Annotated in this window: 22 protein-coding genes and 1 tRNA gene; 13 read left to right on the plus strand and 10 right to left on the minus strand. The window is 69.4% G+C overall.

The annotated features are described in order from the left end of the window. Window positions 1-40: 40 nt before the first annotated feature. From A3CQ_RS0114625 to A3CQ_RS0114640, 4 genes are read right to left on the minus strand one after another with little or no spacing between them, the layout of a single operon-like run. Window positions 41-544 carry a hypothetical protein gene (locus tag A3CQ_RS0114625; protein WP_026205706.1) on the minus strand — a complete coding sequence of 168 codons (504 nt, stop codon included), beginning with the start codon at window positions 542-544 and terminating at the stop codon, window positions 41-43. Window positions 545-555: 11 nt separating this feature from the next. Then, on the minus strand, window positions 556-1,662 hold the full coding sequence (locus A3CQ_RS62100; RefSeq protein WP_020511686.1) for a polymorphic toxin type 24 domain-containing protein: 1,107 nt from the start codon (window positions 1,660-1,662) through the stop codon (window positions 556-558). After that, the gene (locus A3CQ_RS0114635) at window positions 1,659-1,973 is read right to left on the minus strand and encodes a type VII secretion target (RefSeq protein WP_020511687.1); all 315 of its coding nucleotides are present in this window, start codon (window positions 1,971-1,973) and stop codon (window positions 1,659-1,661) included. Before A3CQ_RS0114635 ends, A3CQ_RS62100 begins: the two co-directional genes overlap by 4 nt. Further along, window positions 1,970-2,362 carry a YbaB/EbfC family nucleoid-associated protein gene (locus tag A3CQ_RS0114640; RefSeq protein WP_020511688.1) on the minus strand — a complete coding sequence of 131 codons (393 nt, stop codon included), beginning with the start codon at window positions 2,360-2,362 and terminating at the stop codon, window positions 1,970-1,972. The genes A3CQ_RS0114635 and A3CQ_RS0114640 overlap by 4 nt, the downstream gene beginning before the upstream one ends. 488 nt (window positions 2,363-2,850) lie before the next feature. Here A3CQ_RS0114640 and A3CQ_RS0114645 point away from each other — a divergent pair. Beyond that, window positions 2,851-2,926, plus strand: a tRNA-Arg gene (locus tag A3CQ_RS0114645). Between the two features lie 404 nt (window positions 2,927-3,330). Here the strand turns inward: A3CQ_RS0114645 and A3CQ_RS0114650 are convergent. Beyond that, complete coding sequence (locus A3CQ_RS0114650; RefSeq protein WP_245577230.1) at window positions 3,331-4,977, minus strand: methyl-accepting chemotaxis protein; 1,647 nt, start codon at window positions 4,975-4,977, stop codon at window positions 3,331-3,333. A 305-nt stretch (window positions 4,978-5,282) separates the two neighbouring features. Here A3CQ_RS0114650 and A3CQ_RS0114655 point away from each other — a divergent pair, with 305 nt between their 5' ends. Further along, on the plus strand, window positions 5,283-6,452 hold the full coding sequence (locus tag A3CQ_RS0114655) for an ISAs1 family transposase (protein ID WP_281171477.1): 1,170 nt from the start codon (window positions 5,283-5,285) through the stop codon (window positions 6,450-6,452). A 125-nt stretch (window positions 6,453-6,577) separates the two neighbouring features. Here A3CQ_RS0114655 and A3CQ_RS59010 read toward each other — a convergent pair whose 3' ends face one another. Beyond that, window positions 6,578-6,802, minus strand: coding sequence for a helix-turn-helix domain-containing protein (locus tag A3CQ_RS59010; protein WP_084699067.1), 225 nt, complete (start codon window positions 6,800-6,802; stop codon window positions 6,578-6,580). Window positions 6,803-7,277: 475 nt separating this feature from the next. Here A3CQ_RS59010 and A3CQ_RS52820 point away from each other — a divergent pair, with 475 nt between their 5' ends. Then, on the plus strand, window positions 7,278-9,752 hold the full coding sequence (locus A3CQ_RS52820) for a phage/plasmid primase, P4 family (protein WP_040432409.1): 2,475 nt from the start codon (window positions 7,278-7,280) through the stop codon (window positions 9,750-9,752). A 332-nt stretch (window positions 9,753-10,084) separates the two neighbouring features. Here A3CQ_RS52820 and A3CQ_RS0114665 read toward each other — a convergent pair whose 3' ends face one another. Beyond that, entirely contained in the window at window positions 10,085-10,825 is a 741-nt protein-coding gene (locus A3CQ_RS0114665; RefSeq protein WP_020511692.1) for a helix-turn-helix transcriptional regulator, read from the minus strand. A gap of 707 nt (window positions 10,826-11,532) precedes the next feature. Between A3CQ_RS0114665 and A3CQ_RS0114670 the strand changes: the two genes are divergently transcribed. Beyond that, complete coding sequence (locus A3CQ_RS0114670; protein WP_157295855.1) at window positions 11,533-11,913, plus strand: helix-turn-helix domain-containing protein; 381 nt, start codon at window positions 11,533-11,535, stop codon at window positions 11,911-11,913. Window positions 11,914-11,929: 16 nt separating this feature from the next. On the opposite strand, the gene A3CQ_RS60755 is transcribed toward A3CQ_RS0114670, so the two are convergent. Beyond that, window positions 11,930-12,604: a hypothetical protein gene (locus A3CQ_RS60755; protein WP_157295856.1), complete on the minus strand. Its 675-nt coding sequence runs from the start codon at window positions 12,602-12,604 to the stop codon at window positions 11,930-11,932. Between the two features lie 295 nt (window positions 12,605-12,899). Further along, the gene (locus A3CQ_RS0114685) at window positions 12,900-13,166 is read right to left on the minus strand and encodes a hypothetical protein (RefSeq protein WP_020511696.1); all 267 of its coding nucleotides are present in this window, start codon (window positions 13,164-13,166) and stop codon (window positions 12,900-12,902) included. Window positions 13,167-13,366: 200 nt separating this feature from the next. On the opposite strand from A3CQ_RS0114685, the gene A3CQ_RS0114690 reads away from it, so the two are divergent. From A3CQ_RS0114690 to A3CQ_RS57370, 7 genes are all read left to right on the plus strand, one after another. Continuing rightward, a complete protein-coding gene (locus A3CQ_RS0114690) occupies window positions 13,367-14,188 on the plus strand; it encodes a L,D-transpeptidase (RefSeq protein ID WP_157295857.1) in 822 nt (273 codons plus the stop codon). 49 nt (window positions 14,189-14,237) lie between these two features. Further along, the gene (locus A3CQ_RS60145; RefSeq protein ID WP_020511698.1) at window positions 14,238-14,882 is read left to right on the plus strand and encodes a hypothetical protein; all 645 of its coding nucleotides are present in this window, start codon (window positions 14,238-14,240) and stop codon (window positions 14,880-14,882) included. A 5-nt stretch (window positions 14,883-14,887) separates the two neighbouring features. After that, on the plus strand, window positions 14,888-15,547 hold the full coding sequence (locus tag A3CQ_RS57365) for a hypothetical protein (RefSeq protein ID WP_157295858.1): 660 nt from the start codon (window positions 14,888-14,890) through the stop codon (window positions 15,545-15,547). A 26-nt stretch (window positions 15,548-15,573) separates the two neighbouring features. Beyond that, window positions 15,574-17,349, plus strand: a complete 1,776-nt coding sequence (locus A3CQ_RS0114705) for an asparagine synthetase B family protein (protein ID WP_020511700.1) — start codon at window positions 15,574-15,576, stop codon at window positions 17,347-17,349. Between the two features lie 226 nt (window positions 17,350-17,575). Beyond that, window positions 17,576-18,016: a hypothetical protein gene (locus tag A3CQ_RS0114710; RefSeq protein ID WP_020511701.1), complete on the plus strand. Its 441-nt coding sequence runs from the start codon at window positions 17,576-17,578 to the stop codon at window positions 18,014-18,016. Between the two features lie 149 nt (window positions 18,017-18,165). Next, window positions 18,166-20,700, plus strand: a complete 2,535-nt coding sequence (locus tag A3CQ_RS60760) for a histidine decarboxylase (protein ID WP_020511702.1) — start codon at window positions 18,166-18,168, stop codon at window positions 20,698-20,700. Between the two features lie 151 nt (window positions 20,701-20,851). Then, on the plus strand, window positions 20,852-22,180 hold the full coding sequence (locus A3CQ_RS57370) for a competence protein CoiA (RefSeq protein WP_020511703.1): 1,329 nt from the start codon (window positions 20,852-20,854) through the stop codon (window positions 22,178-22,180). A gap of 225 nt (window positions 22,181-22,405) precedes the next feature. Here A3CQ_RS57370 and A3CQ_RS0114730 read toward each other — a convergent pair whose 3' ends face one another. Then, complete coding sequence (locus A3CQ_RS0114730; protein ID WP_020511704.1) at window positions 22,406-22,945, minus strand: IS1096 element passenger TnpR family protein; 540 nt, start codon at window positions 22,943-22,945, stop codon at window positions 22,406-22,408. Window positions 22,946-23,304: 359 nt separating this feature from the next. Here A3CQ_RS0114730 and A3CQ_RS0114735 point away from each other — a divergent pair, with 359 nt between their 5' ends. Together A3CQ_RS0114735 and A3CQ_RS0114740 are read left to right on the plus strand one after the other, a co-directional pair. Beyond that, window positions 23,305-24,315 (plus strand): CpaE/TadZ family protein, encoded by a 1,011-nt coding sequence (locus A3CQ_RS0114735; RefSeq protein WP_020511705.1) that lies wholly within the window; start codon window positions 23,305-23,307, stop codon window positions 24,313-24,315. Continuing rightward, window positions 24,312-24,674: a hypothetical protein gene (locus A3CQ_RS0114740; RefSeq protein WP_020511706.1), complete on the plus strand. Its 363-nt coding sequence runs from the start codon at window positions 24,312-24,314 to the stop codon at window positions 24,672-24,674. Before A3CQ_RS0114735 ends, A3CQ_RS0114740 begins: the two co-directional genes overlap by 4 nt. Window positions 24,675-24,712 lie beyond the last annotated feature (38 nt).

Genomic DNA, 24,712 nt, shown 5'->3' on the forward strand with positions numbered 1-24,712 from the left:
CATGGCGGACTATTCCAATACCGTTCCAGATGCTCTCCAGTCAGTTTTGCTTGGGCTCCGTCCAGAAGGTGACCGAAGGGCCATAGTCGCCGGCGCCGGTGCCGTCGGATACCTCGACGTGGATGGTGAGATCGGGATAGCGCGCCGTCAAAATGCCACGCCAGCAGACGCCGATGTCGGCGGCCAAGCCCGGCAAGGCGTCTTCGTAGGGGTCGGTGTCGCAGTTGGTGAAGTAGTCGTACAGCGCCACCGTATTGACCACGGACTCGATACGCGACGACTCATCCGGGTATTGCTCGAACCACTCGTCCACGTTCGGGGCGGCGAATCGCTCGGCCAGGAAGACCCCACCCCGATACCGTACGGTCGTGGGGTTGAACAACCAGCCGGCGGCGATGGTCGCACCGATAGCGGTTTGCTGATTGAGGTAGTCGGTGGGCGTCCAGTCGGCCGCGGTCTCGCCCCATTCCGACCGCCAGCGCACGAAGAACTCGGGGAGCGGACGGTCGGCGTCGTGGCCGCGCTCGCCGGTTCCACTGGTCATCGACGACTCCATCACGGGATCTCATCCGGCGTCGCCGGTCGGACGTATCGCTGCTGGCGCACAAAGACCTGCCCGGTGTTCGGATTGACATTCGTATCGTATTCAACGACATGTGGGGTGGGGACGCCGCCGTGCGGGCGCCCGGTCAGGTCAACCCGTTTGACCGCGTTTCCATCGGCGTCGTAAACGGTGTAGTTCGTGACGTCGCCGGTCTGCGGATCGCGCTTGTAGAGGGTGCCGTTCGGCGGACCGCCCTGCTGCGGCAGCTTCCTGCCCGCGTACTGCTGGCCGTTCTTGATCTGTTCAGCAGCCTTTGTCGGTTTCTTGCCGCCACCGCCACCGCCTCCATGCCCGCTGCGACCGAGCCGGCCGAGCAGCGCCTTGAGCTTCTCAAGCAGCTCGCCTACCTTGCCGGCTACGCCGCGAAGCTTGCTCAGGCTGCCGATCAGATCTCTCAGCCAAGTTCCAATCCTCGCGGCCCACGACGCGCACAGCGTGCTGACCTGCTCGACCACCAGGGCGGTCGCCAAGCCGAACGAGGCGACCTCTTCCGCCGCGTAGACGACCAGCCGGGAGACCAGCGTCGCGATCGCGTCGCGCACCATCATGCGTACGCCTGCGACCAGCAACCCGGCGGCCTCGGTGATCGTCGCAAGGGTTTCGGCGCCTTGCGCCATGCCGCCGACTGCGGCCTGCTGCTGGCTTACCCAGCCGCGGTACGCATCGGCAGCCGACCCGGTCCACTCGGTGACGTCCCAGCGCACCGCTCGCTCGAGGTCGGCTGCCCGGTCGCGCAGCGCGCCTGCGACGTTGCGCCAGGTCTGCGCATGCGCGGAGATCTGGCCTGGGTCACCCGCGAGCCAGTCGAGCGCCTCCGACAGCGGTTTGACGTGATCGATGATCCACGCCACGCCGTATTGGAGCAGCGAGCCGATCGGGTCGGAGACCAGGGCCAGCGCATCCAGCCCGGCCGAGACCGCGCCGAGCGTGCCCTCGATCCAGCTGCCGTCCCTGACCCCTTGGCACAGTGCTTCGATGTCCTGCGCGATCCAAACTCCGGACCATGGATCGGCCGGCCCGTCCGCCGCGGTTGCGACCAGCGGATTCGCCGGACTCACCGAGTGCTCCGGATCCGCTCGGCCGCCCGGCTGTCGGAGCCGGCGTAGTCGGCGGCTACCGAGCGCAGGGCGTTCGCGGTGTCATGAGCGGAACTCGCCGCGGCAGCGATCCCCTCGATCATGCGGTCCTGAAGAATGCTGAGGAGCGCAGGGACAAATTGGCAAAGCTGCCCGTACGCACTCGAATCCACCCGTACAGCCGAACCAGCCTGCTGCGCGGTAGTCAGCTGATCCCCGATTCCGTCGACCTGCCCGGCATGGACGACCAACTCGCCGGAGTCGACTTGCATCTGGTCGCCGCTGCCGCTCATGACCGCGACTCGTCCTCGTCCATCCCCAGCCGAGTGCGCAAACCAGCCAGCACGGCCCGGCCGGTTTCACTGTCGGCGCCGACCGTCTCCGCCGTGATCTCGCCGTAGCTGCGGATGAGTGCGGATTTTGCCGCCGCGATAGCAGACAGGATCTGCCGTGCGGTGGTCGACGCCGGTTGCCGGCGAACACCCTCATCCAGCCGCAAATCTGTCACCTGGCCGTTCGGGCCGACCGTCACCTCGACCAGGCCATCGGCCTCACGCGCGGTGGCAGACAACCGGGACGCACGGTCGGCCAGGGTCTTGGCCTGCGCCGCCCGCTCGGCGAACCCCCGCTCCCACGCGTCGATCCGCTCCAGACTCGGACCGATCCACGCCTCGTCGGTCACTGCACCTCCCGGCGTCATACACATCGATGGGATCCTCCGACTGTAGGGGAATGGATCCAGCCGAGGCTCACGTCCCGGCGCGCTTGGAGGTTGCGGACCCGCCGGGTTCCCAGCTCGCAGTATTTGGAGGACCGCAGTGGGAGCGGCAGGCTCCATCGCTGCGCGCATCGAGTGGGACTAGTTGCGACGCCCCGGCACTGAACGAGTACGCCCTGGTCGGTACGATATGGGCCGTAGGCCCTCGTAGCTCAGGGGATAGAGCATCGGTTTCCTAAACCGTGTGTCGTTCGTCACGTTCCCCCTGGTCAGAGGCTTGAAATCTACTCTGAGCTGCTGAGATAGTTACTCATCTATAGTCGATGTTGATCGTCGTGACGAGCTGTTTCTCGTCGCGGATGGCACGCCAGTGGCACGGGCCTGGCACGCGCGGGCTGGCTCGGACGGCGTCTTCGCGACGCTCGTCTGGAGACTGGTAGCCTGCCTACAGCGGCCTAGTAGCTCAGGGGATAGAGCACCGCTCTCCTAAAGCGGGTGTCGCGCGTTCGAATCGCGCCTGGGCCACCACGAAGCTGCGCCCTGCGTCGAAGTTTGGTTCGAGAGCGCCTTTGGGCGCGAAGCCGTAGCAGTCTTCGACGAATTCAGCCGGAGGCTCGTCGAGAGACCGGTCTGGTGGCGCGTCAGGGCCCCGGCAAAGTCGTGAGTGTGTCCGGCTTGGGACGATTGGTGGAGACGCGCCCTTGCTGGTGGCAGCAGGGCGGGCATGACCTGGGCATGACCGGTTCGGAAGATCATCGCGGTTCTCGAGATCACGACGGACAGCGAGTCCAACGCCCGACGCAGATCGCTGTCCCGTTCGATCCAGCGCACCAGTCACTCCCGCAGCGCGGGCCGCACCGGCTCGGGCCCCGTCCGCCGGCGGCGCCGCAGTGAGCTCACGGTGGACGGCCGCGCTGGGTCCTGCGACTCTGTCAGTAGCGGAAGCTGCTGACAAGTTGTTTCAGATCGGTCGACATGCGGGTCAGTTCCGCGGTGGCCTGCTGGGTCTGCACGACGCCTTCGCTGGTGGTGCGGGCCGATTCGGCGACGCCGGTGATGTTCTGCGCGATGTCACCGGTGCCGGTGGCGGCTTGGGCGACGCTGCGGTTCATCTCGCCAGTGGTGGCGGTCTGTTCCTCCACGGCCGAGGCGATGGTGGTCTGGAAGTCGCTGATCCGGGCGATCACGGTGGTGATCTTTTCGATCGCGGTGACCGCGCCGTCGGTGTCCCCCTGAATCGTCTGCACCCGGCGGGAGATGTCCTCGGTGGCCCGCGCGGTTTCCTGGGCGAGGTCCTTGACCTCGGACGCGACCACGGCGAAGCCTTTACCGGCTTCGCCGGCCCGGGCTGCCTCGATGGTGGCGTTCAACGCGAGCAGGTTGGTCTGCTCGGCGATCGCGGTGATCACCTTGATCACGTTGCCGATCTCGGCCGACGACTCACCGAGCTTGTTCATGGTGACCGACGTGGACGACGCCAGGTCGACGGCCTCACTGGCGACCTTGGCCGCCTCGGCGGCGTTCTGCGAGATCTCCCGGATCGCCGCGCCCATCTGCTCGCTGCCGGCCGCGACCGCGTCGACGCTGCGGGAGATCTGTTCGGCGGCGGCCGAGACGGTCTGCGCCTGGCCGGTGGTCTCCTGGGCTGACCCGGCGATCTGGATCGCGACGTTGGACATCTGCTCGGCCGCGCCGGCCAGCGACCCGGCCGACCCGTCGATGGTCGACACCGTATCCCGGATCCGCAGGACCGCGACGTCCAGCGCCTGGCCCATCTGGCCGGGTTCGTCCCGGGACGTCAACGCCGCGGTGCGGGTCAGATCGCCGTCCGCCAGGGCCGAGCAGACGTCCTTGACCCGGATGAGAGAATGTACGATCTGCCGGGCGACCAGCATCCCGACGGCCAGCGCCACCGCCAGCCCGAGGACGAGCAGCACGATCGACGCCAGCCGGCTGGACACATACCCGGAATGCGCCGACGCGGCGGACGCGGCGGCAGCGTTCTGCTCGGCAGTCCGCAACGTGCCCAGGTCGTCGAAGATGCTGGTGATCAGTGGGGTGGTCTCCGATTTCCGGATCGCCAGCCAGGTGACCGCGTCGCCACGCTCGCCGGCCGGGATCTGCTTGTTCTTGACGACGTCCACATACTGCGTCCATAGCGTGGTGATGCCCTTGACCACGGCCGGGTCGACCGCCGTGGCGTCGTCCCCGTAGGCAACCAGCGCCTTGTTAACGTTGGCGACGTCCGTAGTGAAGGCGTCCGCGGCAGTCGTCTTGGACGCCTCGTCCGGAGCGACGAAGTGGCTGGTCGCGTCGAGCCGGGCCTGGAGCATGTCCGCGCGCAGGTCTCCGAGGGCGGCCACGCTCGCCAGATTTCCGCGGTAGATCTGCTGCGCCGACCTGCTGGCCTGACTGAGCGCGACCAACCCGGTGACACCGACAGCTAGCGCCACCATCCCGGCCACGGCTACCGCGGTGAGGATCTTGATGTTGACCCGCAGATCGGCGAACGAGAACCTGCCCCGAACCCGACTGGAAACGGCATCCGCCATCATCGCCCTGCTCTCACTCTGTGCCATTCGCCACCTCGGCTACGCCACACGATAGATCCGAAAGGGTGACCTTCTAGCGCATTTCGCCGGTAACGTGGCAATGGCGGCAACAATCGCCATCGAATGCCTGCCAGGCACTCAGCCCTAGCTGAGCTTCCCCCCGTAGGCCGGACGCCCGAGGTGTGGGTCAACAGGGCCCCGGCAACGTCGGGAGTGTCCGGCTTGGGGTAGTTGGGGGGGACACGCCCTTGCTGGTGGTAGCAGGGCGGGCATGACAGTTCCAGAAGATCATCAAGGTTCTCTACGCCTTGTTGATCTGTCCGAAGTGAGCCATGCCCGCGTCACCATCATCGCTGATCTCTGCTCTGTCCTGTCCATCGACGGGTGTCGCCGTGCCCGACACCGCCGGTTTACCTGCGGCTCTGGCACACCTACCGGATCCACGCGCCCGCCGTGGCGTGCGGCATCGGCTGCCGGTCGTGCTCAGCGCGGCGGTCTGCGCCGTTGTGGCTGGCTACCGCTCCTACACGGCGATCGCTGAGTGGATCGACGACGTCCCGGCCACGACCGTGCTCGCCCTGGGCATCGACCCCGACCGGCGGCCGTCCGAAGCGATGATCCGCCGGCTGCTGCAAGCCCTGGACCCTGACCTGCTCACCGCGGCGATCGGTGTCTGGCTCGCCGGCAGGGACGGGACCGGGCAACCTGCTACGAGAAGAGCGATCGCGGTCGACGGCAAGACGTTGCGAGGCTCCCGCACCACCGACACGACCGCCCGGCATGTCATCGCCGCCTGCGACCAAGACACCGGCGTCGTCCTCGCGAGTACCGATGTCGACGGCAAGACCAACGAGATCACCCGCTTCGCGCCGCTGCTCGACCAGATCGGCGACCTGCGCGACACTGTGATCACCGCCGACGCGCTGCACTGCCAGCGTGATCACGTCGCCTACCTGGCCGAACGCGGCGCCGACTGGATTCTGACCGTCAAGGGCAACCAGCCGACCCTGCACCAGCAGTTGGCCGGTCTGCCCTGGCGGGCCGTCCCGGATGCCACCCGCGACACCGGCCGCGGCCACGGCCGCCGGGAGATCCGTACCCTGAAGATCCTGACCATCTCCACCGGGATCGACTTCCCGCACGCCGTCCAGGCGATCCGGATCCGTCGCCGCCGACACCGCCTGGACCAGCCGAAACGCTTTACCACCGAGACCATCTACGCAATCACGAACCTGCGTGTGCACCAAGCCCGACCGGCGCAACTCGCCGCGTGGATCCGCCGCCATTGGCACATCGAGAACCAGCTCCACTGGGTCCGCGACGTCACCTACGACGAAGACCGCTCCCAGATCCGCACCGGCACCGGACCACAAGTCATGGCCGTCCTGCGCAACGCCGCCATCGGCGCGCTCCGCCTCGCCGGCATCACCAACATCGCCGCCGCCAACCGTCACCACGCCCGCGACAGCACCCGACCCCTGGCATTACTCGGCATCACCTGACGACTTTGCCGGGGCCCTGGGTGGCGCGTGACCCCCTAAAGCGCATCCGCGCGATCTGGCTGCCCATCAGCATCAGCGGCAAGTGGGTCGGCTATGCCTAGGGATTTGCTTGCTTCTGGAGCTAGCTAGTGGAAGCCGTCCGATTCGCGTTGTTGACGCTCCCGGTCGGCGATGAACTTATCTACGACAGAACGCCGATAGCGCACATACTTGCCGACGCGGAAGCCATCGGGCCCCTCGCGGTTGTTGCGCCATTTCCGAACGGTTGCCACAGGAACCTTGAAAATGGCTGCGACTTCCTCGGTCGTCAGCAGCTCATCTCCAGCCGGCTTCGTCGTTTTAGGTGGCATTGTCGACCGCAATCCGTTCGGCCCGAGTGGGTAGCCAGGAGGCATTGGAATCTCTGGCGTTGACCCGGCGCAGCGAAGCGCCGGTCTGACAGTCGCATGGAAAAGATGGGGTCGTAAGTGGTCTGCGGTGGTCTGCGATGGTCCCCGATGGTCCTTGGCAGGTGCCTCTTCCTGACACGACCGCGACGGCTGCGTGAGGGGTGTAGAGCGACGTTGACAAATGCGCTCGGGACCACAAGGGACCTCAGGGGACCTCAAAGGGCCACCGCGGACCACTAGCGAACTCCACTGCAGTGCGTAGAAGGTCGTTAGCGTTCAGTGGGAGCCGGAACGACTCACTGGCCGTCTTTGGAGGCGCGGCAGGCGGCGCGTTCGGAGCCGAGGCCGACAACGGCTCATTGAAGATGGCAAGGTCTCGAAGCCAGGTTCCCTTGGTCTGCTCAGCCGTGGGGAACAATTGAACGCGGACAAAGGAATGCAAGCGGCCGCATTGGCGTGGTATGACGCCGGGTGCAGTGTCATACCCGTACGAGCCGACGGAAGCAAAGCGCCCCGGATGTCGTGGCGCCGTTACCAGAGCGAGAGAGCCACCCGTGAGCAAGTGCGGGAGTGGTTTTCGGGCGCTCCGCCGGGGCTGGCGGTGCTGTGCGGCGGAGTCTCGGGCGGTCTGGAGATGCTCGAGCTGGAAGGCAGGGCCGTCGCCGAAGGTCTAGCGCGGCAGCTCGTCGAACTCGTCAGCGCGGCCGGCCTTGATGAACTCTGGCAACGGATCGCCGTCGACGGCTACGCCGAACGCACGCCTTCCGGTGGCGTGCATCTGATCTACCGGGTGCAGGGCGCGGCGGTGGGCCGGAACCTCAAGCTGGCCCGGCGGCCCGCCAGTGAGGCCGAGTTGGCTGAGGCTCCAAACGACACGATCAAAGTGCTGGCGGAAACGCGGGGGGAGGGCGGCTACACGATCGTTGCGCCTTCGCATGGCACGGTCCATGAGTCAGGCAGGCCGTGGACGGCTCTCGGAGGAGCAGCGCCTGCTCGCATCCCGACGATCACGGCCGCTGAACGGACGGCGCTATTTTCGCTGGTCCGCTCGATGGATGCGGTCGAGAGTCCAGCGCCGCAGCAAGTCGCCTCGTCCCCGAAGCGCGCTAGCCCCGACATGTCGCCGGGCGATGACTTCGAGCAACGAACGGACTGGGCCAGCATCTTGCAACCGGCAGGCTGGGTGTTGGTACACCGGGCGGGTCGGACGCGCTACTGGCGGCGTCCGGGGAAAGCCGTGGGCGTTTCAGCGACGACCGGCCGCGCTGCTGATCGCGACCGTTTGTTCGTGTTCAGTACGAGTACGGCGTTTCCCTCCGACTCGCCGATCACGAAGTTTCACGCCTACGCCGTGCTGCATCATGGCGGCGACCACACCCTGGCGGCGCGGGCGTTGCGTCGGGAGGGCTTTGGCGAGGACGAAAAGGTTGCCGCCGCCGCACCGCCTGCGCGTGATGCACGGGAGGCAGAGCTGGGAGTCGAGGGCGGCGGCCGCTTGCCTGTGGCGAGCGTGGTCCGGGAGACGCTTCCTCCCGTCGCGGCCTGGGGGCCAACCGAGGATGGTTTGGCGCGAGCGCTGGTCGCGCACCATGGTCACGAGTTGCGGTACTGCCCTCAGCGCAGCAAATGGCTGGTGTGGGATGGCTGCCGGTGGGCGTGGGACGACGCCGAGCGGCACCGCGAGTTCGTTCGGGCATTGGCCCGGGATCTGCCGCAGACCGGTAGATGGCGTCGCTTCCGTGCGATAGCCCTGTCTGCTGGCGGCGTCTCCGGGGTGGCTCGCCTGGCTCGGTCCGATCCGGCGGTCACGGTGCCGGTGACTGCGCTGGATGCTCGGCCGTACGAGCTGAATACCCCGGGCGGGGTGGTTGACCTGCGCACGGGTGCCGTGCAGGCGTCGGATCCGGCGCTGTTTCACACGCGGTGTGCCGGTGCGGCGCCGGACTTCGAGCGACGCTCCGAGGCGTTCGAGCGGTTCCTCGCTGACACATTCGGCGAGGATCTGGCCTTGGCTACCTACGTTCAGCAGTTGCTGGGCGTGTCGGCGATCGGCGCGGTCCTGGAGCAGCTGTTGCCGTTCGCCGTAGGCCCGGGTGCGAACGGAAAGTCGACTCTCCTTGAGGCGGCCATGCATGCGTTGGGTCGCGACGACGGGGGCTATGCGATCGCGGCGTCGTCGGAGATGTTGATGGTGCGTCACCACGCTGAACACCCGGCCGAGCTCGCTCAGCTGTCCGGAGCGCGGCTGGTGGTGTGCGCGGAGTTGGACGACGGTCAGCGGTTCGCGGAGGCCAAGGTGAAACAGCTGACGGGCCGGGATTCGATCAACGCACGTTTTATGCGTGCCGACCCGTTCACCTTCGTGCCTAGCCACACGCTGTGGCTGCTGGGCAATCACTTGCCGGCTGCGCGGGCCGGCGGGCCGGCATTTTGGCGACGGATCCGTGTTCTGCCCTTCACGCGGGTGGTGCCGCCGAGCCAGCAGGATCGCCGCCTGGGCGAGCATCTGGCCGAGGACGCACCGGCGATTCTGGCGTGGATGATCGCGGGCGCCGCGGCCTACCACCAAGGCGGTCTGCGTGAGCCAGCTGCGGTCACCTCAGCGACCGACGCGTACGCGCGCGACTCCGACACGGTCGGGCGGTTTACGGAGGAGATGTGCCGAAGAGTCCCTGACGACGCCGGGCGGATCGCCACGACGGTGCTGCGGGAGGCATATGAGCAGTGGTGTGAAGAGGTCGGTGAGCGCCCGGTGTCGGCCAAGCGGCTGACCCAGGACCTGCGACGCCACGGGATCGGTGAGGCTCGGGGAAGCAAGGGCCGCCGCTTTTACACGGGCATTCTGCTCAGCGATGACGACGACGAGCAACTGGCGCTGGTGGATCGCGAAGGGGGTAACGGTGACGGGTGACAGATGTGACGGGACTTCCGGTTTGGAGGCTCTACGCGCGCGGGCGCGCGTGTGTGGTGCGCGCACGAGGCTGGAAAAACTCTGATCGAGCCGACATCTGTCACCTGTCACCCGGCACGGTCGAGGCGTCAGCCAATCCGATCGAGTGTCGCGGCAGGCGCCGGGCCAACGCACCGGAATGAGCCGGTGGCTGCGCCGGCTCGGTATACAGACGTAGGCGTGAACCATCGCAACTCTGTGGATCGTGTCCACGCCGGACCCTTGTTTTCGTCAGCGCAGACAGGCGAGTTGAAGCCACGGCTCGGCCCTGACCAGTGGTAGGGCCGGGGCAGTCAGGGCTTCCCGGGAACCGGTACGAGCATGATCAATCGATGCCCGGGCGATCGGAGCGGCTCCAGCGCCACGATCTGGATGGGCTGCGGCTTTTCTCGGCCGGGAACGTGGAGCGAGCGGATGTCGCCGTCGAGATGGAAAGAGGCGATCGGACCCTCCCAGAGGCGCCGGGCATCCTCGTTGGCCTGGAGGATCTCCGTGATCACGACGTCGAGTCGTTTGTTGTCGGGGTACCTCAGTTGTGCCGTGCGCAGTTGGCCGAGCAGCTTCGGGGCCCAGTCGGTTTCCCATCGGTAGAGCCGCCGGCGGGCGTCTGGGTGGGTGAAGGCCCAGAGCATGACGTTCGCTTCGTGTCCCAGGATGCCCGGGAACCAGGAGCGCAGCTGTTCGTTGGTGCCGACCACGTCCCAGGCCTCGTTGCTGATGTAGGCGGGCCAGGGTTGGCCTTCCAGGATGGGCTGTAGGCCCTCGGGGGTGGCGCTATGAATTGCGCTGGGTGCCTCTTTGCCGGCGAGCAGGCGGAGCAGCTGGGTCTCGACAGGATCGAGACGTAGGACGTCAGCAACCTGGTTGATGAAGTCATCGCTGTAGCTGTCCTGAACGCCGAGTTCGAGTCGGGCGTACCAATGGGTGCTGTAGCCGATGAGGGCCGCGACCTGTTCTTGGCTGACGATCCTGCGACGCCGTCCACGCGCGCGTGCTTCTTCGTAGCCGGGCATGTCCTCGGGGCTGAGGCGCATCCGCCAGGCTCGCACGTGCCTCGCGAGCTCCGTGCTGGGAGCGCGGTCCGGAATGGCGACGTTCGGGGCTGGGGGGCTGGATGTCATGGTGTCTACCTCGAGTCCCCGTCCGGCCTGTCGAGATGGCCGAAACGAAGGGTCAAAGTTACCAGTGTTGATCTAGGAACGTGTCATAGTTTCGCGTTTCTGAGGGCTGGTCCGACATCCTGATCGTGTGACGCCCGTCTCCAAAGTGATCATCTCCAAAGTGGAACTTTGGACATACAAACTCGGTGGTTACCAGGGGTCACTACGTGCAAGCTGTTGGCTTCCAAAATCTGAGGAGTACTAGCCTCGGTGTGTAGGCCTCGTCGTGCGGCTGGGTCTTGCTCCGGGGCGCCGTGGAGGGATCGCCGGTGCTGGGTACGCATGGCGGGAGCCGGGATGTTTTACGCCGTCGCCGCGGCGGGTCAGCGGCGTGCAGCCGTCCCGCGGCGGTGCCGTTGGCCGCGGTTCGCCGGGGTGCCGGACACGCCCGGGCCGTGGACGCGGAGGTGGTAGGCCGCTGAACCGCGGCCTCGTGGCGGCGGTCGCAGGATGTGGCGCACGGTCACTGTGGGATGCCGACAGTTCGGTGATCATGGCCGGTTCGGGGTGGCCCCGTCGGCTGAGTTCGTGCGAAGGCGGCGCTCGGTCGAGGTGCCGTGGACGGGGGAGATGGATCGACGATGGATCAGTCCAGCCGAAAAGCCGGAGGGCCCAGTGAAGGCGTGAGCTTCGCTCGCCGGTTGCGAAGGGCTCGGATGGCGCGGAAGTGGGGCCAGTTGGGCCTCGCCGAGCGGATGTACAAAGTCGGCCTTGACTACGGGGGATCCGCCACGGTGACCTCCCTCAAGGGCATGATCAGCAAGTGGGAGCGCGGCGAGAAGTCTGTCGGTCAGGACAATCTGCATCTGCTCGCCGAAACACTTGGCATTCCCGTCGAGGACCTCGGTGTGCCGGTAGACCCTGACTTCGTGTGGCAGAAATCGACCGCCGAGGATGCCCCGCCCTCACCGGCCGATCCGGCGGACAACATCCAGTCGGACGAGGATGACCCAGACGCCTGAGGCGTAGGAGCAGCGGTCAGGCGTCCTCGTCGAGGCCAGTGAGCATGCCCACCGCCCAGGCAACCGTGGCGGCGTAGTCGTACACCGCGAACGGGAAGACGTCCAATACCTCGATCTTGGAATCGAGCTTTGTGGCAGCTGACAGGTCGTCGTACAGGGTGGCCTGCACGCCGTGCAGTTGATGCGTGATGACGTTGGTCAGGTCGCGGTAGGAACGCTGGATGTCGGCGTTGAGGTCCGCCACCTGTTGGCGCTCGCTGTCGTCTCGCGGCTGGAATGACAGAGGCGGTAAGTACATGCTGAGCGCGGCGATCAGATCGGAGGGTTTCGGTCTCGGCGCCGCGTCACCGGGGTCGGTCACTGGTTCGCCGGCGGCGATCTGGACGGCGAGCTGCGTGGCGTAGACGGCGTACATCGTTGCGGCCCGGGCCAGGGCGACCAGAGTGATGCTGCGGAACCGATCCGTTGCCTCGGCGACGTCGCCCGCCGCTGTGGCGACCGGTTCTCCGCGGCGTAATGCCTTGATGTGGTCGTGTTGGGCGTCGGCTTGCTGATCGAGTTGGGCCGCCTGGTTTACGGCAACGGCGGCAAGATTGCACGCTATGCCGTGATCCACGAGTGTCTGACGGACTGGCTCCGGGAGGTTCAGGCCTGCATCCGTGGGCAGGACTTGCCGCAGATTCACACTCATGTGCCGTTGCCCCCAGCGTCCTAGCCGGGCGTTGGCCCCGCCATTTTCTCCGTCGACCCCGCCCCACGCGGGTCGAGAACTTCCCTGCCACCTTGTCAGGCCGGGACCATCGGGGACCACTGGGGACCGTCACGGACCACCGGAGCCCACTTCCGACGGCGTGCGTGGTGACCGAGGGTCAAGACGTGACCAAGGTTCTCAGCACTGTAAACGAGGTCCCGGATCGGGGCCAAGGGCGGAACGTCGGCGAACACGTGCCAACCGCATCGCCGTCGGCTGCATCGCCGACGGCGCGTCAGGCGATCTGCCGGACATTGATGGCAATCGTCATCGCGGGCGCGGTCGTCATACCGTTGGCGGCCCGAGCGGACGCCACCGGGCAGCCCGCGAACCGCCGATCCTTCCTCAGCGCGGGTGCGCCGCAGTCGCGGCCGGTGTGGCTCTCGGCGGTGTTGAGCGGGATAGCGGCGGCCGGCCGGCTGGATCTGCAATCGTCGCGGCCGGGGATCCGCCGTAGCTGCATCGTCGCGCCGCGGGCGGCCAGCAAGCGAATCACCGCCACCGGACTACACCTGTCCTGTCTTTCGGCACCGTCACGCACCGCGACCGGCAGGTCCGCGCAACCGTTCAGAGCCCGCGCGACGCTGCGAGACTGGGCGACCGCGGGGGTCGGGTTGGGCGAGTATCCGATCGGCCACATGTCCACTGCACCTGGCCAGGCGGCACGGGTTGCCCACGACGCGCCGGGCCCGAGGTCGCTCCATGCCGCGTGAAGCCAGCGGTGACGGGGATTCGCTGGGACGGCGCGCGGTCGCTGTCGGGCTGTTCGGCGCTGGTGTCGGGCTGGTGTCGGGGGCGCTGCTGAGCAGGGCCCGCCGCTCGAGTTCTTCCGTCGAGCCATCGGCCCCGGCAGGGCGACTGTCAGGCGTGCAGGTCGACGGCCTGCCGCGGCGTCGACTGGCGGCAGCGCTCCCGGGGGCCATCGTTGCGCTGGCGCCCTGCGACGCAGCGCCGTCCTACGGCAACGGGGGCATCGTCGCGCATCCTCGCCGTCCACTGATCGTGTTCGATCTGCCCGGCGGCCAGGCTTTCGCCCGGGTCGAGCCGACGCTGCTGGGCGGCCAGGCGTGGCTCCCGATAATCGGAAAAAAGCCTGGCTGGGTGCAACTGCTGCTACCCGCGCGATCCAGCGGGCCGGCCGCTCCGACCGGCTGGGCGGACGCCGAGCGCGTGACGCTGGCGCTGAGCCGCCATGAGATCCGAGTCCTTGTGGGGTCGGGCCGGGCGAAGCTGGTCTTCGCCGGGCGGATCACCAAGACCTGGCCCGCCAGTTGCGGCACCCCGGAAACCCCCACCCTCGTTGGCCGAACCTTCGTGCTGGCCGTCGCCCGCGACGCCCGGCGGCAGCCGGACCCGCTCGTGCTGCCCCTGAGCGTGCCAAGCATCCATGCCGGCTGCGGCGCGAGCGGTGTGATCGCCATCCACACCGGGCCGCCCCACCCGGGATGCATCACCGTGCCACCCGCGGCGTTGCCCGTGCTGGCCCGGACTCGGCGCGGCTCGCTCGTGCGCATCTTCCCCTGACCGTGGCCGACACATCCGGCCCATCGGAGAAACACAAAGGACGTCGGAGATGAAAGCTCTGCCCTACGCCGCGGTCGCTGCGGCGCCGTTGTTCATCGCCGCCGGCGTGATCACCATCGCCGCCCCGGCCCCGTCGCCCGGCCATGTCGCCCCGGTGCGACTGATCGCCGTCCAGGAAAACGTCGTACCGATCGCTCGGCGCCAGCAGCCGCCGAACGGCGGCCAGTCGGCTACCGGATCGCTGGTCACCTTCGCGTCGTCACGGCCAATCGCCGGCCACGGCGAAGCCCGCAGCCAGGTTTCGAACCTGTCGGTAGCCGGCGGCCTGGTCCGCGCAGTCGCGGTGAGCGCCTACTGCCGCAACGGCGCCGCGCAATCACACGTGATCGGCCTGCGCGCCCTGACGCCGGCCGGTGCGCTGACGGCCGATGTCCGCCGCAGGAACCTCGACGGCTCCACCACGGTCGTAGGCCTGCGGCTTCGCCTGCCGGCCAGTGGGAGCCGCCCGGCCGTCACCATCGATGTCGCGGTCGCCACCTGCGCGGCGGAACCGGACCGGCCACCGGTGATCCTTCCTGACCTGCCCGCATCGGTCCACGAGGCGTTGCTGCGCAAGGCGAACGCCGGAAGCCCGGCTCCTGTCGCCTCGACCGTGCTGATCACGGCCTCCGCTCGTGTGGACGACGGGTGCTGACCGGTATGCCCGCCTCCACGCAGCCCGGCACGCCGGACTACCACGACGTCGACCACCATCCGTCGGCGGTGGTCGCGGCCACCCGGGACGACCTGCCCGAGCTGGCCGGCCTGGCCACCGCCTCCGCCCTGGACACGCCGACCGGCTGCTGGCTGGTGCCCGACCGGACACAGCGACCGGTCGTGCTCCAGGGCTGGTACCTGATGCTGCTCGAGCAGGCGCTGCGTCAGGGCCGCGTCGACATGATCGCCGGCCGCAGCGCGGTCGCGGCGTGGATCGACCGGTCGGGTCCGGCGCCGGACCTGCGCAGCTCGCTGCGCCGGCTGACCGCCGCCTGCGGCAAACACACGATCGCGCTGCTGAGCCAGTACCACCAGCTGCACCGCAACCGGCCGGGCCACCCGCACCTCGACCTGGCGGTCCTCGCGGCCGACGACCCCGCCGCGGTTGCCCTGCTGCTGGCCCATCGACTCCGCCGCCTCGACCTGGCCGGCATACCGACGCACGCCTTCGCCGACAGCCTCAGCCAGCGCGACCTGCTCGGCATGGCTGGCTACCAGGCCGGTGAGCCGTTCATGGCGGCGGCCGGGCCGCAGCTGTGGCCGATGTGGCGCCCGGCTGATGCCACCCAAGGCACCTGGCCCGCCCGATCGGCGCAGGGCTAGGCCCCTCAGGACACGAGGAGACTGCCATGGCGATGTCCGGATGGGTCAACGCCCCCACCGACCTGCGCGACGAGCGTGCGACCTTCGCCGCGATGACCACCGCGGCAGGGCCGGTACCCGCCGGTCCGATTCTGCTGCGGCTCGGCCGCGACGCCGGCTTCTGCAGTCAGGGCCCGCACACCGGGTACGCGGACTGGCGGCATCCCGAACGGCCCGACCCCGACATCGCGGTAGCGATCGAAGGCCGGCTGTCCAACCGGCACGTCCTGGCCGACCAGCTCGGGCAATGCCGTGTGCTGGCCAGCGACGCCGACTTGCTGCTGCACGCCTACCGCCGCTGGGGCCAGTTCCTGGTCGACCGGATCGACGGCGTCTACGCCATCGCCATCTGGGACCAGCTGCGCCGCCAACTGCTGCTGATCCGCGACCCGCTCGGCGTCAAAACCTTCTTCTACCAACTTATGCGTGACGGCAGCGTCGCGTTCGCCACCAAGATCCGCGGCCTGCTCGCACATCCGCGCATCGAACCCGTGGTCACTCGCGACGGCCTCAACGAGCTGATCACCCTCGGCCCGGCACGCACCCCCGGACACGCGGTCATCAACGGCATGCACGAGCTGCAGCCCGGCCACCTCACCCAGGTGACGCCCGGCCGGTTCCGCAGCCACCGGCACTTCCACTGGCAGGCCGAGGGACCCGACACCGAGATCGACGAAGCGGCCGCCGCGACGATCGTGCGTCGCGTCGTGGCCGAATCCACCGCCGCCCTGCGCGACCAGGCCGACACGGCGGTCCTGCTGTCCGGGGGCATCGCCTCGGCTGCCGCAGCCGCCTGCACCACCCCGAACGCCTCCATCGACGTCCGGCGCACTGCGTACACCCTGACCCTGGCCGGTCCGTGGGGCCTGCCACCCGGCATCGGCGCCGACGTCACCGCGGCGGCCCGCGTCGCCCGGCATCTGCACCTCGATTACCACCTCGTCACCGCGGGCGCCGACCTGCTGACCGACCTTGCCGCCGCCACCCGCCGCATCCGCGACCTGCCCGGCGACGCCAGCCTCGACGCGCCGCTGTTCGCCCTGCTGAGCCAGGCGGCCAGCACCGCGACGGGCGTCATCACCGGTGCCGGAGCCAACGCCGTTTTCGGCTGGGACGCCCCCGGCTCTCCGGGCGGCATCGGTTTCCCCTGGCAGCGGTACGACGCCGCACCGGTGAACCTGCTGTCCGCCGACGCGCGGCTGCATCTGCTGCCGACCGCCTATGCCAAGCAGCGCCTCGGAGAAGCAGTCGCCGCGATCCCCGCACCCGCCGGCGTCGGCGAAACCCGGCGGGCCTGGCGCCGCAACGCCTATCTCACGCTGTCCCAAGGACTTCCGGCGAAGCTGCGGCGCCTGGACGAGCTCGCCAGCGCCGTGGGCCTGAGCGTGCACAGCCCTCTCGCGGACTGGCGGCTCACCGAGCACACCTTGCGCATGCCCGAGCCGGTCCGGCAGCTCAACGGTGTCCGGCTCGGCCTGCTACGGCACGCCGTCGCCGACCTGCTGCCGGCCAGCGTGACCTGGCTACCGGGCCGGGCGTTCCCCGGCGCGAATCTGCTGCCGGGCTGGCGGGCGGATCAGCGCGACCGGATGCTCGCCGTCCTGGCCGACACTTCGCAGCCCCTCCAGCCGCTGCTCGACCCTGACCAGATCCGCCCGCTGCTCGCCCGCACCCCCGAGCACGCCCACGCCCGGCACAGCGCCATCGCCTACCTGCTGGAGATCAACGCCTGGCTTACCAGGCACCGCATCCACCTCACCTGACCACCGCAGCCGATCGCCGCGCCGGGGCGCGGCGACGACCCCTCACATCCTCATCCCGCCCGATTCACGAAGAAAGCTCCGATATGTCCTTCACCGATCATCGCGATCGTTGCGCCGGCGACCCGGCCGCCGCCCGGAGCCGCGGACCGCCGCCCGCCGGCGTCGGCAGAGCCGGCAGCCGATCACCCCAATTCCCACTCGACCTGCGTATCAAAGGAGCACCCCTGTGAAGAAGTTCCTCTCGCGCGCCGCTGCGGTCGCTACCGCCGCACTTGGCCTCACCCTCGCGGTCGGCGCGCCCGCGCTTGCCAGCGCGGACAAGTGCGTGGGCGACGCCTACGCCAGCTGCGTCGGCGTCAACGGCAGCGGCTTGCACGTCAACTGGATCAAGAGCCGCGTCGCCCCGCCCTTCAAGAACTGCATCTACGGGCACAGCCAGGTGCTGATCAACGGCGCCCACTACGCCGACTCCGGCGGCGGCGAGGACTACACGTACTGCTCGAAGCACATCTGGGGCGACGAGATCACCACCGGCACGTGGAAGGTCAACCGCAACTACGCCAAGGGCACCAAGATCTGCTCGAAGTTCTGGCACTGGACCGGCGGCACCTCCGGGACGGTCAACGGCTACAAGTCGCTGGGCACCGCCTGCGCCACCGTCGGCTGAGCAGCCGCACCGGCGTTCTCCGCTGAGATCACGCAGCGGTGCCGCCCGGCGCACTGTCGCCGGGCGGCACCGCGACTTTGCCGCCCATCCGAGCCCGGCCGCCGGCGTCGCCGCGACCCTTGGCTCGCCCGCGCATCAAGGACACACTCATGACTATCGCCCTGCACCGTGCCGCCGTCACCGGCGCCGGCACGAGGAAGCTATCGGCGAATCGGGTCGCGATCACCGCCATGTTCGGCATCGCCGGCGTGGCCATCGGCACCTGGACCGCCCGGATCCCCACCATGCAACACGACCTGCGCCTGTCCGACGGGCAACTGAGCGTCGCGCTGCTCGCCCTCGCAGCCGGCGGACTGGTCGGCATGCGCTTCGCCGGGCGGCTCGTCGACCGGCACGGCACCACCGCGATCATCGCCCCGGCCGCGCTGATCCTGGGCGGCGCGCTCGCCGTCACCGCCCTTGCCCCCAGCCTCGCCGCTCTGACCGCGGCGCTGCTGGTCTTCGGCATCATTCACGGCACGCTCAACGTGGCCATGAACGCGGCCGCAGTAGCCTGCCAGACCGCCTACCAGCGGCCGATCATGACCGGCTTCCACGCGTTCTTCTCCATCGGCGGCGCCACCGGAGCCGCCGCCTCCGCCCTGTGCGCCCACGTCCAGTACAGCTGCCCCCGCACCTTCACGATCGTCGGTCTCGCCCTGACCGTCGTCGCCCTGTCGTCGCTCCGGCGGCTTCCCCTCGCCCCGGCGTCCCCAGCCACCACCGACCGACCGTCGGCCGCCACCGGCCACACCGCGGGCGGGCAGCGCCGACGCATCCTGCTGCTGGGCGCACTTGCGCTCTGCGCCCTGATCAGCGAAGGGGCCGCCGCCGACTGGAGCACCGTCTACCTCGACCGGCTCGGCGCCACCCCGGTCCTCGCGGCCGCCGCCTACGCCGCCTTCGCCGGCTGCATGACCCTCGGCCGCCTCGCCGGCGACCGGATCACCGCAGCCACCCCGCCGGTGCCACTGCTGCGCGGCTGCGGCGCGATCGCCGCCGCCGGCCTGGCCGCAGGCGTCACCCTGCGCACACCCGTCGCCGCGATCATCGGGTTCGCCCTGCTCGGCGCCGGACTGTCCTGCGTCATCCCACTGCTCTACTCCGCCGCCGGCACCCTCGACCCGAGCCGCCCCGGCGCGATCCTGTCCCGGGTGGCCGCCATGGGCTATCTGGGCTACGTGACCGGACCCGTCGTAATCGGCACCGCCGCCATGCACGTCGGCCTCGGCAAGGCGCTACTCATCCTCCCCGCCCTGCTCGCCCTGCTGGTCGTCGGCGCCCCCGTCATCCGCCCACCGGCCCGGCCGCCGGCACAGCAACCCAGCGCACCCGAACACGCCGCCACACACCCCAACCCGACTGCACCCACGTCCGAGCCGCCGACCCACACCATGCCCGCACTACGTTCGGCCACACCGCCCGCCACGGAAAACGCCCGCCGACCCCCGCGCCGGGAACGACGAGCCCACCGCCGCACCGCGCCGCCGCTGCCTGACCTCGACCCACGGATGACCGCGGTCCTCGAACGGATCAACACCGCCGCACCCACCAACATCGGATTCCCCGCAGCCACCGACATCGACTACCGGCTGTTCGCCCCGTTCCTCGGCCACATGATCAACAACGTGGGTGACCCCACCACCGACGGCACCTATCCCGCGCACACCAAAGACATCGAACGCGACGTGCTGGCCTGGTACGCCGACCTGTTCCGGGCACCACCCGACTGGACCGGATACACCACCAGCGGCGGCACCGAAGGTGTGCTCACCGGACTGCTGCACGCCCGGACCGCTCTGCCCGAGGCCGTCGTCTACGCCACCGCGGCGGCCCACTACAGCGTCGCCAAGGCCGCGGCGATCCTGCGGCTGCCGCTCGTGCAGGTCGCCGCCACCGTCGACGGCGAAATGGACTACAGCAGCCTGCGCGCCCACGCCGAGCAGCATTCCGGGCAGGCCGCGGTCGTGATCGCGACCATCGGCACCACGATGACCGAAGCCGTCGACAGCGTGCCGCTCATCCACGCGGCGCTCGACGTCGCCGGTATCCGCGACCGCTGGATCCACGCCGACGCCGCCCTCGCCGGCCTGCCCCTCGCGCTGCGCGGACGCCGCGACTTCGACCTGGCCCCCGGCGGCGCCGACAGCATCTCCACCTCCGGCCACAAATGGTGGGGCACCCCCATCCCGTGCGGCATCACCCTGTCGCGCCGGCCGCATCCCTCTCCTGGCCGGCCGGTCGACTACATCGGCAGCCACGACACCACCATCACCGGATCACGAGCCGGCCTTGCCTCACTCCTGCTCTGGCACGCCATCACCCGCCACGACGAGGACGGCCACCGCCGCCGCGCCTCCCGCGGGCACGACCTGGCCGCCTACGCCCACCAGCAGCTGATCACCCTGGGCTGGCCGTGCTGGCGCAACCCCGACGCGCTCACCGTCATGATCAGGCCGCTCCCCGAATCCCTGCGTAAGCGGTGGCCGCTGCCGGTCGACGGCGGCTGGAGCCACCTGATCTGCATGCCCGGCAGAACCCGCCAGCACATCGACCAACTCATCGCCGACCTACGCCGGGAACTGCCACGCAGCCCGCTTAACTCCACGCCGGCCGCGCAGACCGCACCCCAGCTGGTGGGGTGAACGCCGCCGTGTCGGACGACGCAAGCATGCCGAAACCCCGTGGCCACACCGTCGCCAGCCCGCGGCACGCGGCAACAGGCTCGGACAGGCTACGCCGCGGCCACCGCGAACGCCGCGCCAAGGACGGCGCCGCCGAGCAGACCGCAGACCCATGCCGCTGACGGCCAACGGCCTCGGCGGGCTGCTCGACGCCACCCGCGACGATCTCGGCGGCGGCGTCTGCTGGCAAAGTATCCACCGCGTCCGGCCCCGGATTCCGCTGCGCTGTCCCGGCTGCGGCCACGCCATGCACGCGAAGGTGTCGCCACTGGGGTTGCGGTTCTTCGCCCATGACGCGGCGCAGCGCGACTGCGCGCTGAACGGTGAGACCGTCGATCACCGGCTGCTCAAGTCGGCGATCGCCGCTGCCGTGCGCCGGGCGGGGTGGCGCGCTGAGCTCGAGGCGACCGGGCCGGATCGGCGCTGGCGCGCGGACGTACTCGCGATCGCACCCGACGACAACCGTACGGTGGCATGGGAGGCACAACTTTCCGCCCAGTCCGCCGACCAGACCCAAGCACGAACGGCCCGCTACACCGAAGACGGCATCGACACCGTGTGGGTATTCGGTCGCCGTCGCATCGGCGAGCAGCGCGGCGTCTCCGTCACCGTCGATGGCGACGACCGCAGTATTCGGGTCACCGGCCCTGTGGCCCGCCTGAACGCCTGGCACTGCGAACCCGGCGGGTGCGTGCGATACCGCGACCTGCCGTCGGGGCCGGCCTGCCCGAGACACGCCGCCTGGGAAGCGGTCCACCTGGCCTTGGACGATTTCGTCAGCCTGGTCTGCCGCGGCGCCGAGCACAGGCTCCTGCCGGTGCTGGGCCGACCTGCAACCCCCAAGGCCGGTGCCCCCAGGATGATTGAATTCGCCGAGCGACGATGGTGGACAAGCAGCAGCGACCTGCGGACGGCGCATGCCATCCGCGACGCCCAGCAGACCGCTGACGCGGTGGCAGCCGACCTGCGCGAGCGCCTGCACCGCGAGTCGGACAACGCCATGGCACGTCGGTGGTCAAGCACGGACCGGCGTTCACCACAGCGGCGGCGACCCGCGGCGGATCTGCTGCCGCGGCGGGCGCTCCGGCCGGCCCCGGGCCTGGATTTTCGAATGTCACAGCAGCAGCGGCATGTCGCGAACCTGGCCGCGCTGCGCGAGCGTCAGCGCCGGCTGAAACCTACTGTCCTGCGGCAGGTCACCGAGCAAACCGGGATCAAACCATGGTGTGTGGAGGAAGGCGACCCGGACTACGCGATGGGCGTCTCGATCTTCTGCGGTGAGCCGGTAGCGGTGATCTGCCCGGTCGCCTCGCGCATCACGCCGGAGGTCGCGCAGAGCCTGGCGGACGTGACGGTGTACGTCGCGTCAGAACGCGAACTGCGGGCCATCGCCCGTCATTGCCTACCTGGCCAGCAGATGGTGATTGTCAGCGACCGGTAACGGGATTCACGCAGCTCAAGCCGCCGGCTACGGGTTCCGCCGCTCCCACCTGCCGAGCAACGGCGAGGTCCCCGCGTCAGCTAACCGGTCGATGAGGCGTCCGGCGACCGGACACAAGCACCAGACTCGCCGATCCGCCACCCAAGATCGAGCCGTCGGCGGCCCATTGGGTGGTCTCGCCCTGGGCCGAGCGCCATTTGCACCCGCGATTCCTGTGAAACGCCGTCACGGCCGCACTCCCCACCCCGGTAGCAGTGGCGGAAGGTCGCACAGACCGCCCGCCGGCCGTCGTGGTGGGCGGTTCTCGCCGTCATCGCCGTTCCACCGCCGACCGTACTGATCCGGCAGGTCACCCCATCCCCAGTACGCCGTCGGCGCATCCGGTACGACCCCGAGCTGCTCCAGCGGATCGATCCGGTGCGCGGCCGCAGAGCACAGATGCGTCCAGTCGTCGCCGAGGTCGAAAACGTACGCGAACGTCTCCCCGCGAGACAGCTGGCTCAGCTTCGCGGACACGTCGTCGATCGTGCCATCCGGAGCGTCGCCGTCGAAGTGGCTGAGCGTCGCCACGCTGCTGCCGTCGGCAAGCGTGAACAGGTGCAGATGCGCCAGGTCCCAGCGAGCGAACGCCGTATTGATGGCGGCAGCAAGCTGAGCGAAGGTGTGCGAACGCGCCGCCGCGAAGACTCGCCCGGGTCGCGGCCACAGGACTTCGCCGCGGCCCGAGACCAGCTGCACCTCGATGGACAACCAGGTACGCGCCATGGCAACCATCTTGTCGACTTCCGGCCGCGCACGGTACCCGCGTACCAGAGCCGGGTGAAACCGGCGCCGACACCCGTTCCCAGCTCGAGCTTGGGGCCGCTCCGCTCGCGATCGCCTGTCGGCTGATCGACTGCTGGCCCGGGACCACACAGGACCTCGCGGGACCACCGCGGACCAGCGGAGCCCACTTCCGGGCGGTCGGTGATCGCGCGAGGGTCGATGCAGTGATCAGCGCAGCCGACGTGAGGTTGCTCCGAGGGGGGCCGACTGCGCTCGTCCCGGCTGGCCGTGCGCGGCTGCTCCCCACCGGTCGCCACGGCCAGCTGCCCCCTCTTTCGCCTCTGCTGTCCGGGAGTGGCATGCCTTCGCTCATTGACTCCGTCCTCGCCGGCCCGCCGGCACCCGCCCCCACCCTGCGGCTGCCGGCGACGCCATCCGCGGAACCGGCGGCAGCGCTCGGACCGCAGCCGAACACCGTCGACCCGGCAGGCGGGCAGCAGCGGCCGCTGCCGGTGCGGCCGGTCCAGCCGGTGCCGCACGAGTTCGGGCCGGCAGGGGTCGCCGACCGGGCCTGGCAGCGCGCGGCGGCCGTGCCGCCCGGATCGCTGGTCGCGGTGTCGTCCGCCGACGGCGGAGTCGGCCGGTCCACGCTGGTAGCCGCGCTGGGCGGGGTTCTCGCCCTGGCGGTGGCAGGCCCGGTCGCCGCCGTCGACATGGTCCCCGCGCCGTGGGGCGGCCTGGCCGACCGGATCGGCCGGCACCACGCCGGCAGCGTGTGGGACGCGGTCCGCGACCTGCAGGCGTTGACGTCGCTGCGGGAACTGCAACGGTGGGCGCAACAGGGCCCGTCCGGGCTGCTGGCGTTGGTGGGTGAGACCGAGGTCCGCGGGCGCCGGCCACCGCGGCACCATGAGGCCGCCGCCGTCGTGGAGGCCGTCCGCCGGCTGACCGTGCTGACGGTCTGCGACCTGCAACCGGCTTTGCAGGTGGGCCACGCGAGAGTCATCGCTGCATCGGCAGCGCCGATCGTGATGGCCCGCGCCACCGTGGACAGCCTGCGCCACGCGCTGCAACTGCTGACCCAGCTGCGGGCTGCCCGGTACGGGGCGGTGGCCGACCGCTGCGTGCTGGTGATCATGGCGACCTCGCCGCGGACGGTGCGGGAGGTCCGCGCCGTCGCGCAGCAGGCGAGCGCCGTCGCGACCGTGGTCGAGATCCCGTTCGACCCAGGACTGGCCGGGCCCGAGCCGATCGATCCGCGCCGGTTGCACCGGCCGACCCGCCACGCCCTGGTCCGGCTGGCCGACCAGGTACTACTGCGCTGCGCTGCCCCAGAGCTCCCAGCGATTGCAGCTGGACAGCCGCGATGACGCCCGGTGCGCTGCTGGCAGCCGCGGCGACGCGGTATCTCGCCCCGCCCACACCGACGCCCACCGGCGGCGGCGCGGGCCAGGGCGGCGGGATCGACTGGACCCGGATCCATCCCGACCCCGGCGCGGTGCCACGGCCCGACTTGTTTTACACGTTCATGAACGGGCTGCTGTACATCGGCGGGTTCGCCGCCGGTGGCGCGCTGTTGGCCGGCCTGATCCTGTTCGGCGCCGGGCCGATCTTCGGCACGCATATCTCGTCGGATCGCGGCCGAACGATGATGTGGCGCGGCGTGCTGGTCGCGTTCGGCGTCGGCTCGTTCACCGCTGTCATGGCGTTCCTGCTGGTGAAAGCATGACCCGCCACCCACTCACCGCCCCGTCCCGTCTCTGGTCA

It is taken from the genome of Paractinoplanes globisporus DSM 43857, assembly GCF_000379645.1.
Classification (GTDB): Bacteria; Actinomycetota; Actinomycetes; order Mycobacteriales; family Micromonosporaceae; genus Actinoplanes; species Actinoplanes globisporus.

Coding starts and splice junctions, on each gene's coding strand:
- A3CQ_RS0114625 (WP_026205706.1), bottom strand. CDS start 544: ATGACCAGTGGAACCGGCGAGCGCGGCCACGACGCCGACCGTCCGCTC.
- A3CQ_RS0114635 (WP_020511687.1), bottom strand. CDS start 1,973: ATGAGCGGCAGCGGCGACCAGATGCAAGTCGACTCCGGCGAGTTGGTC.
- A3CQ_RS0114650 (WP_245577230.1), bottom strand. CDS start 4,977: ATGGCACAGAGTGAGAGCAGGGCGATGATGGCGGATGCCGTTTCCAGT.
- A3CQ_RS0114655 (WP_281171477.1), top strand. CDS start 5,283: ATGCCCGCGTCACCATCATCGCTGATCTCTGCTCTGTCCTGTCCATCG.
- A3CQ_RS59010 (WP_084699067.1), bottom strand. CDS start 6,802: ATGCCACCTAAAACGACGAAGCCGGCTGGAGATGAGCTGCTGACGACC.
- A3CQ_RS52820 (WP_040432409.1), top strand. CDS start 7,278: ATGCAAGCGGCCGCATTGGCGTGGTATGACGCCGGGTGCAGTGTCATA.
- A3CQ_RS0114665 (WP_020511692.1), bottom strand. CDS start 10,825: ATGCGCCTCAGCCCCGAGGACATGCCCGGCTACGAAGAAGCACGCGCG.
- A3CQ_RS0114670 (WP_157295855.1), top strand. CDS start 11,533: ATGGATCAGTCCAGCCGAAAAGCCGGAGGGCCCAGTGAAGGCGTGAGC.
- A3CQ_RS60755 (WP_157295856.1), bottom strand. CDS start 12,604: ATGAGTGTGAATCTGCGGCAAGTCCTGCCCACGGATGCAGGCCTGAAC.
- A3CQ_RS0114690 (WP_157295857.1), top strand. CDS start 13,367: ATGCCGCGTGAAGCCAGCGGTGACGGGGATTCGCTGGGACGGCGCGCG.
- A3CQ_RS60145 (WP_020511698.1), top strand. CDS start 14,238: ATGAAAGCTCTGCCCTACGCCGCGGTCGCTGCGGCGCCGTTGTTCATC.
- A3CQ_RS57365 (WP_157295858.1), top strand. CDS start 14,888: ATGCCCGCCTCCACGCAGCCCGGCACGCCGGACTACCACGACGTCGAC.
- A3CQ_RS0114705 (WP_020511700.1), top strand. CDS start 15,574: ATGGCGATGTCCGGATGGGTCAACGCCCCCACCGACCTGCGCGACGAG.
- A3CQ_RS60760 (WP_020511702.1), top strand. CDS start 18,166: ATGACTATCGCCCTGCACCGTGCCGCCGTCACCGGCGCCGGCACGAGG.
- A3CQ_RS57370 (WP_020511703.1), top strand. CDS start 20,852: ATGCCGCTGACGGCCAACGGCCTCGGCGGGCTGCTCGACGCCACCCGC.
- A3CQ_RS0114730 (WP_020511704.1), bottom strand. CDS start 22,945: ATGGCGCGTACCTGGTTGTCCATCGAGGTGCAGCTGGTCTCGGGCCGC.
- A3CQ_RS0114735 (WP_020511705.1), top strand. CDS start 23,305: ATGCCTTCGCTCATTGACTCCGTCCTCGCCGGCCCGCCGGCACCCGCC.
- A3CQ_RS0114740 (WP_020511706.1), top strand. CDS start 24,312: ATGACGCCCGGTGCGCTGCTGGCAGCCGCGGCGACGCGGTATCTCGCC.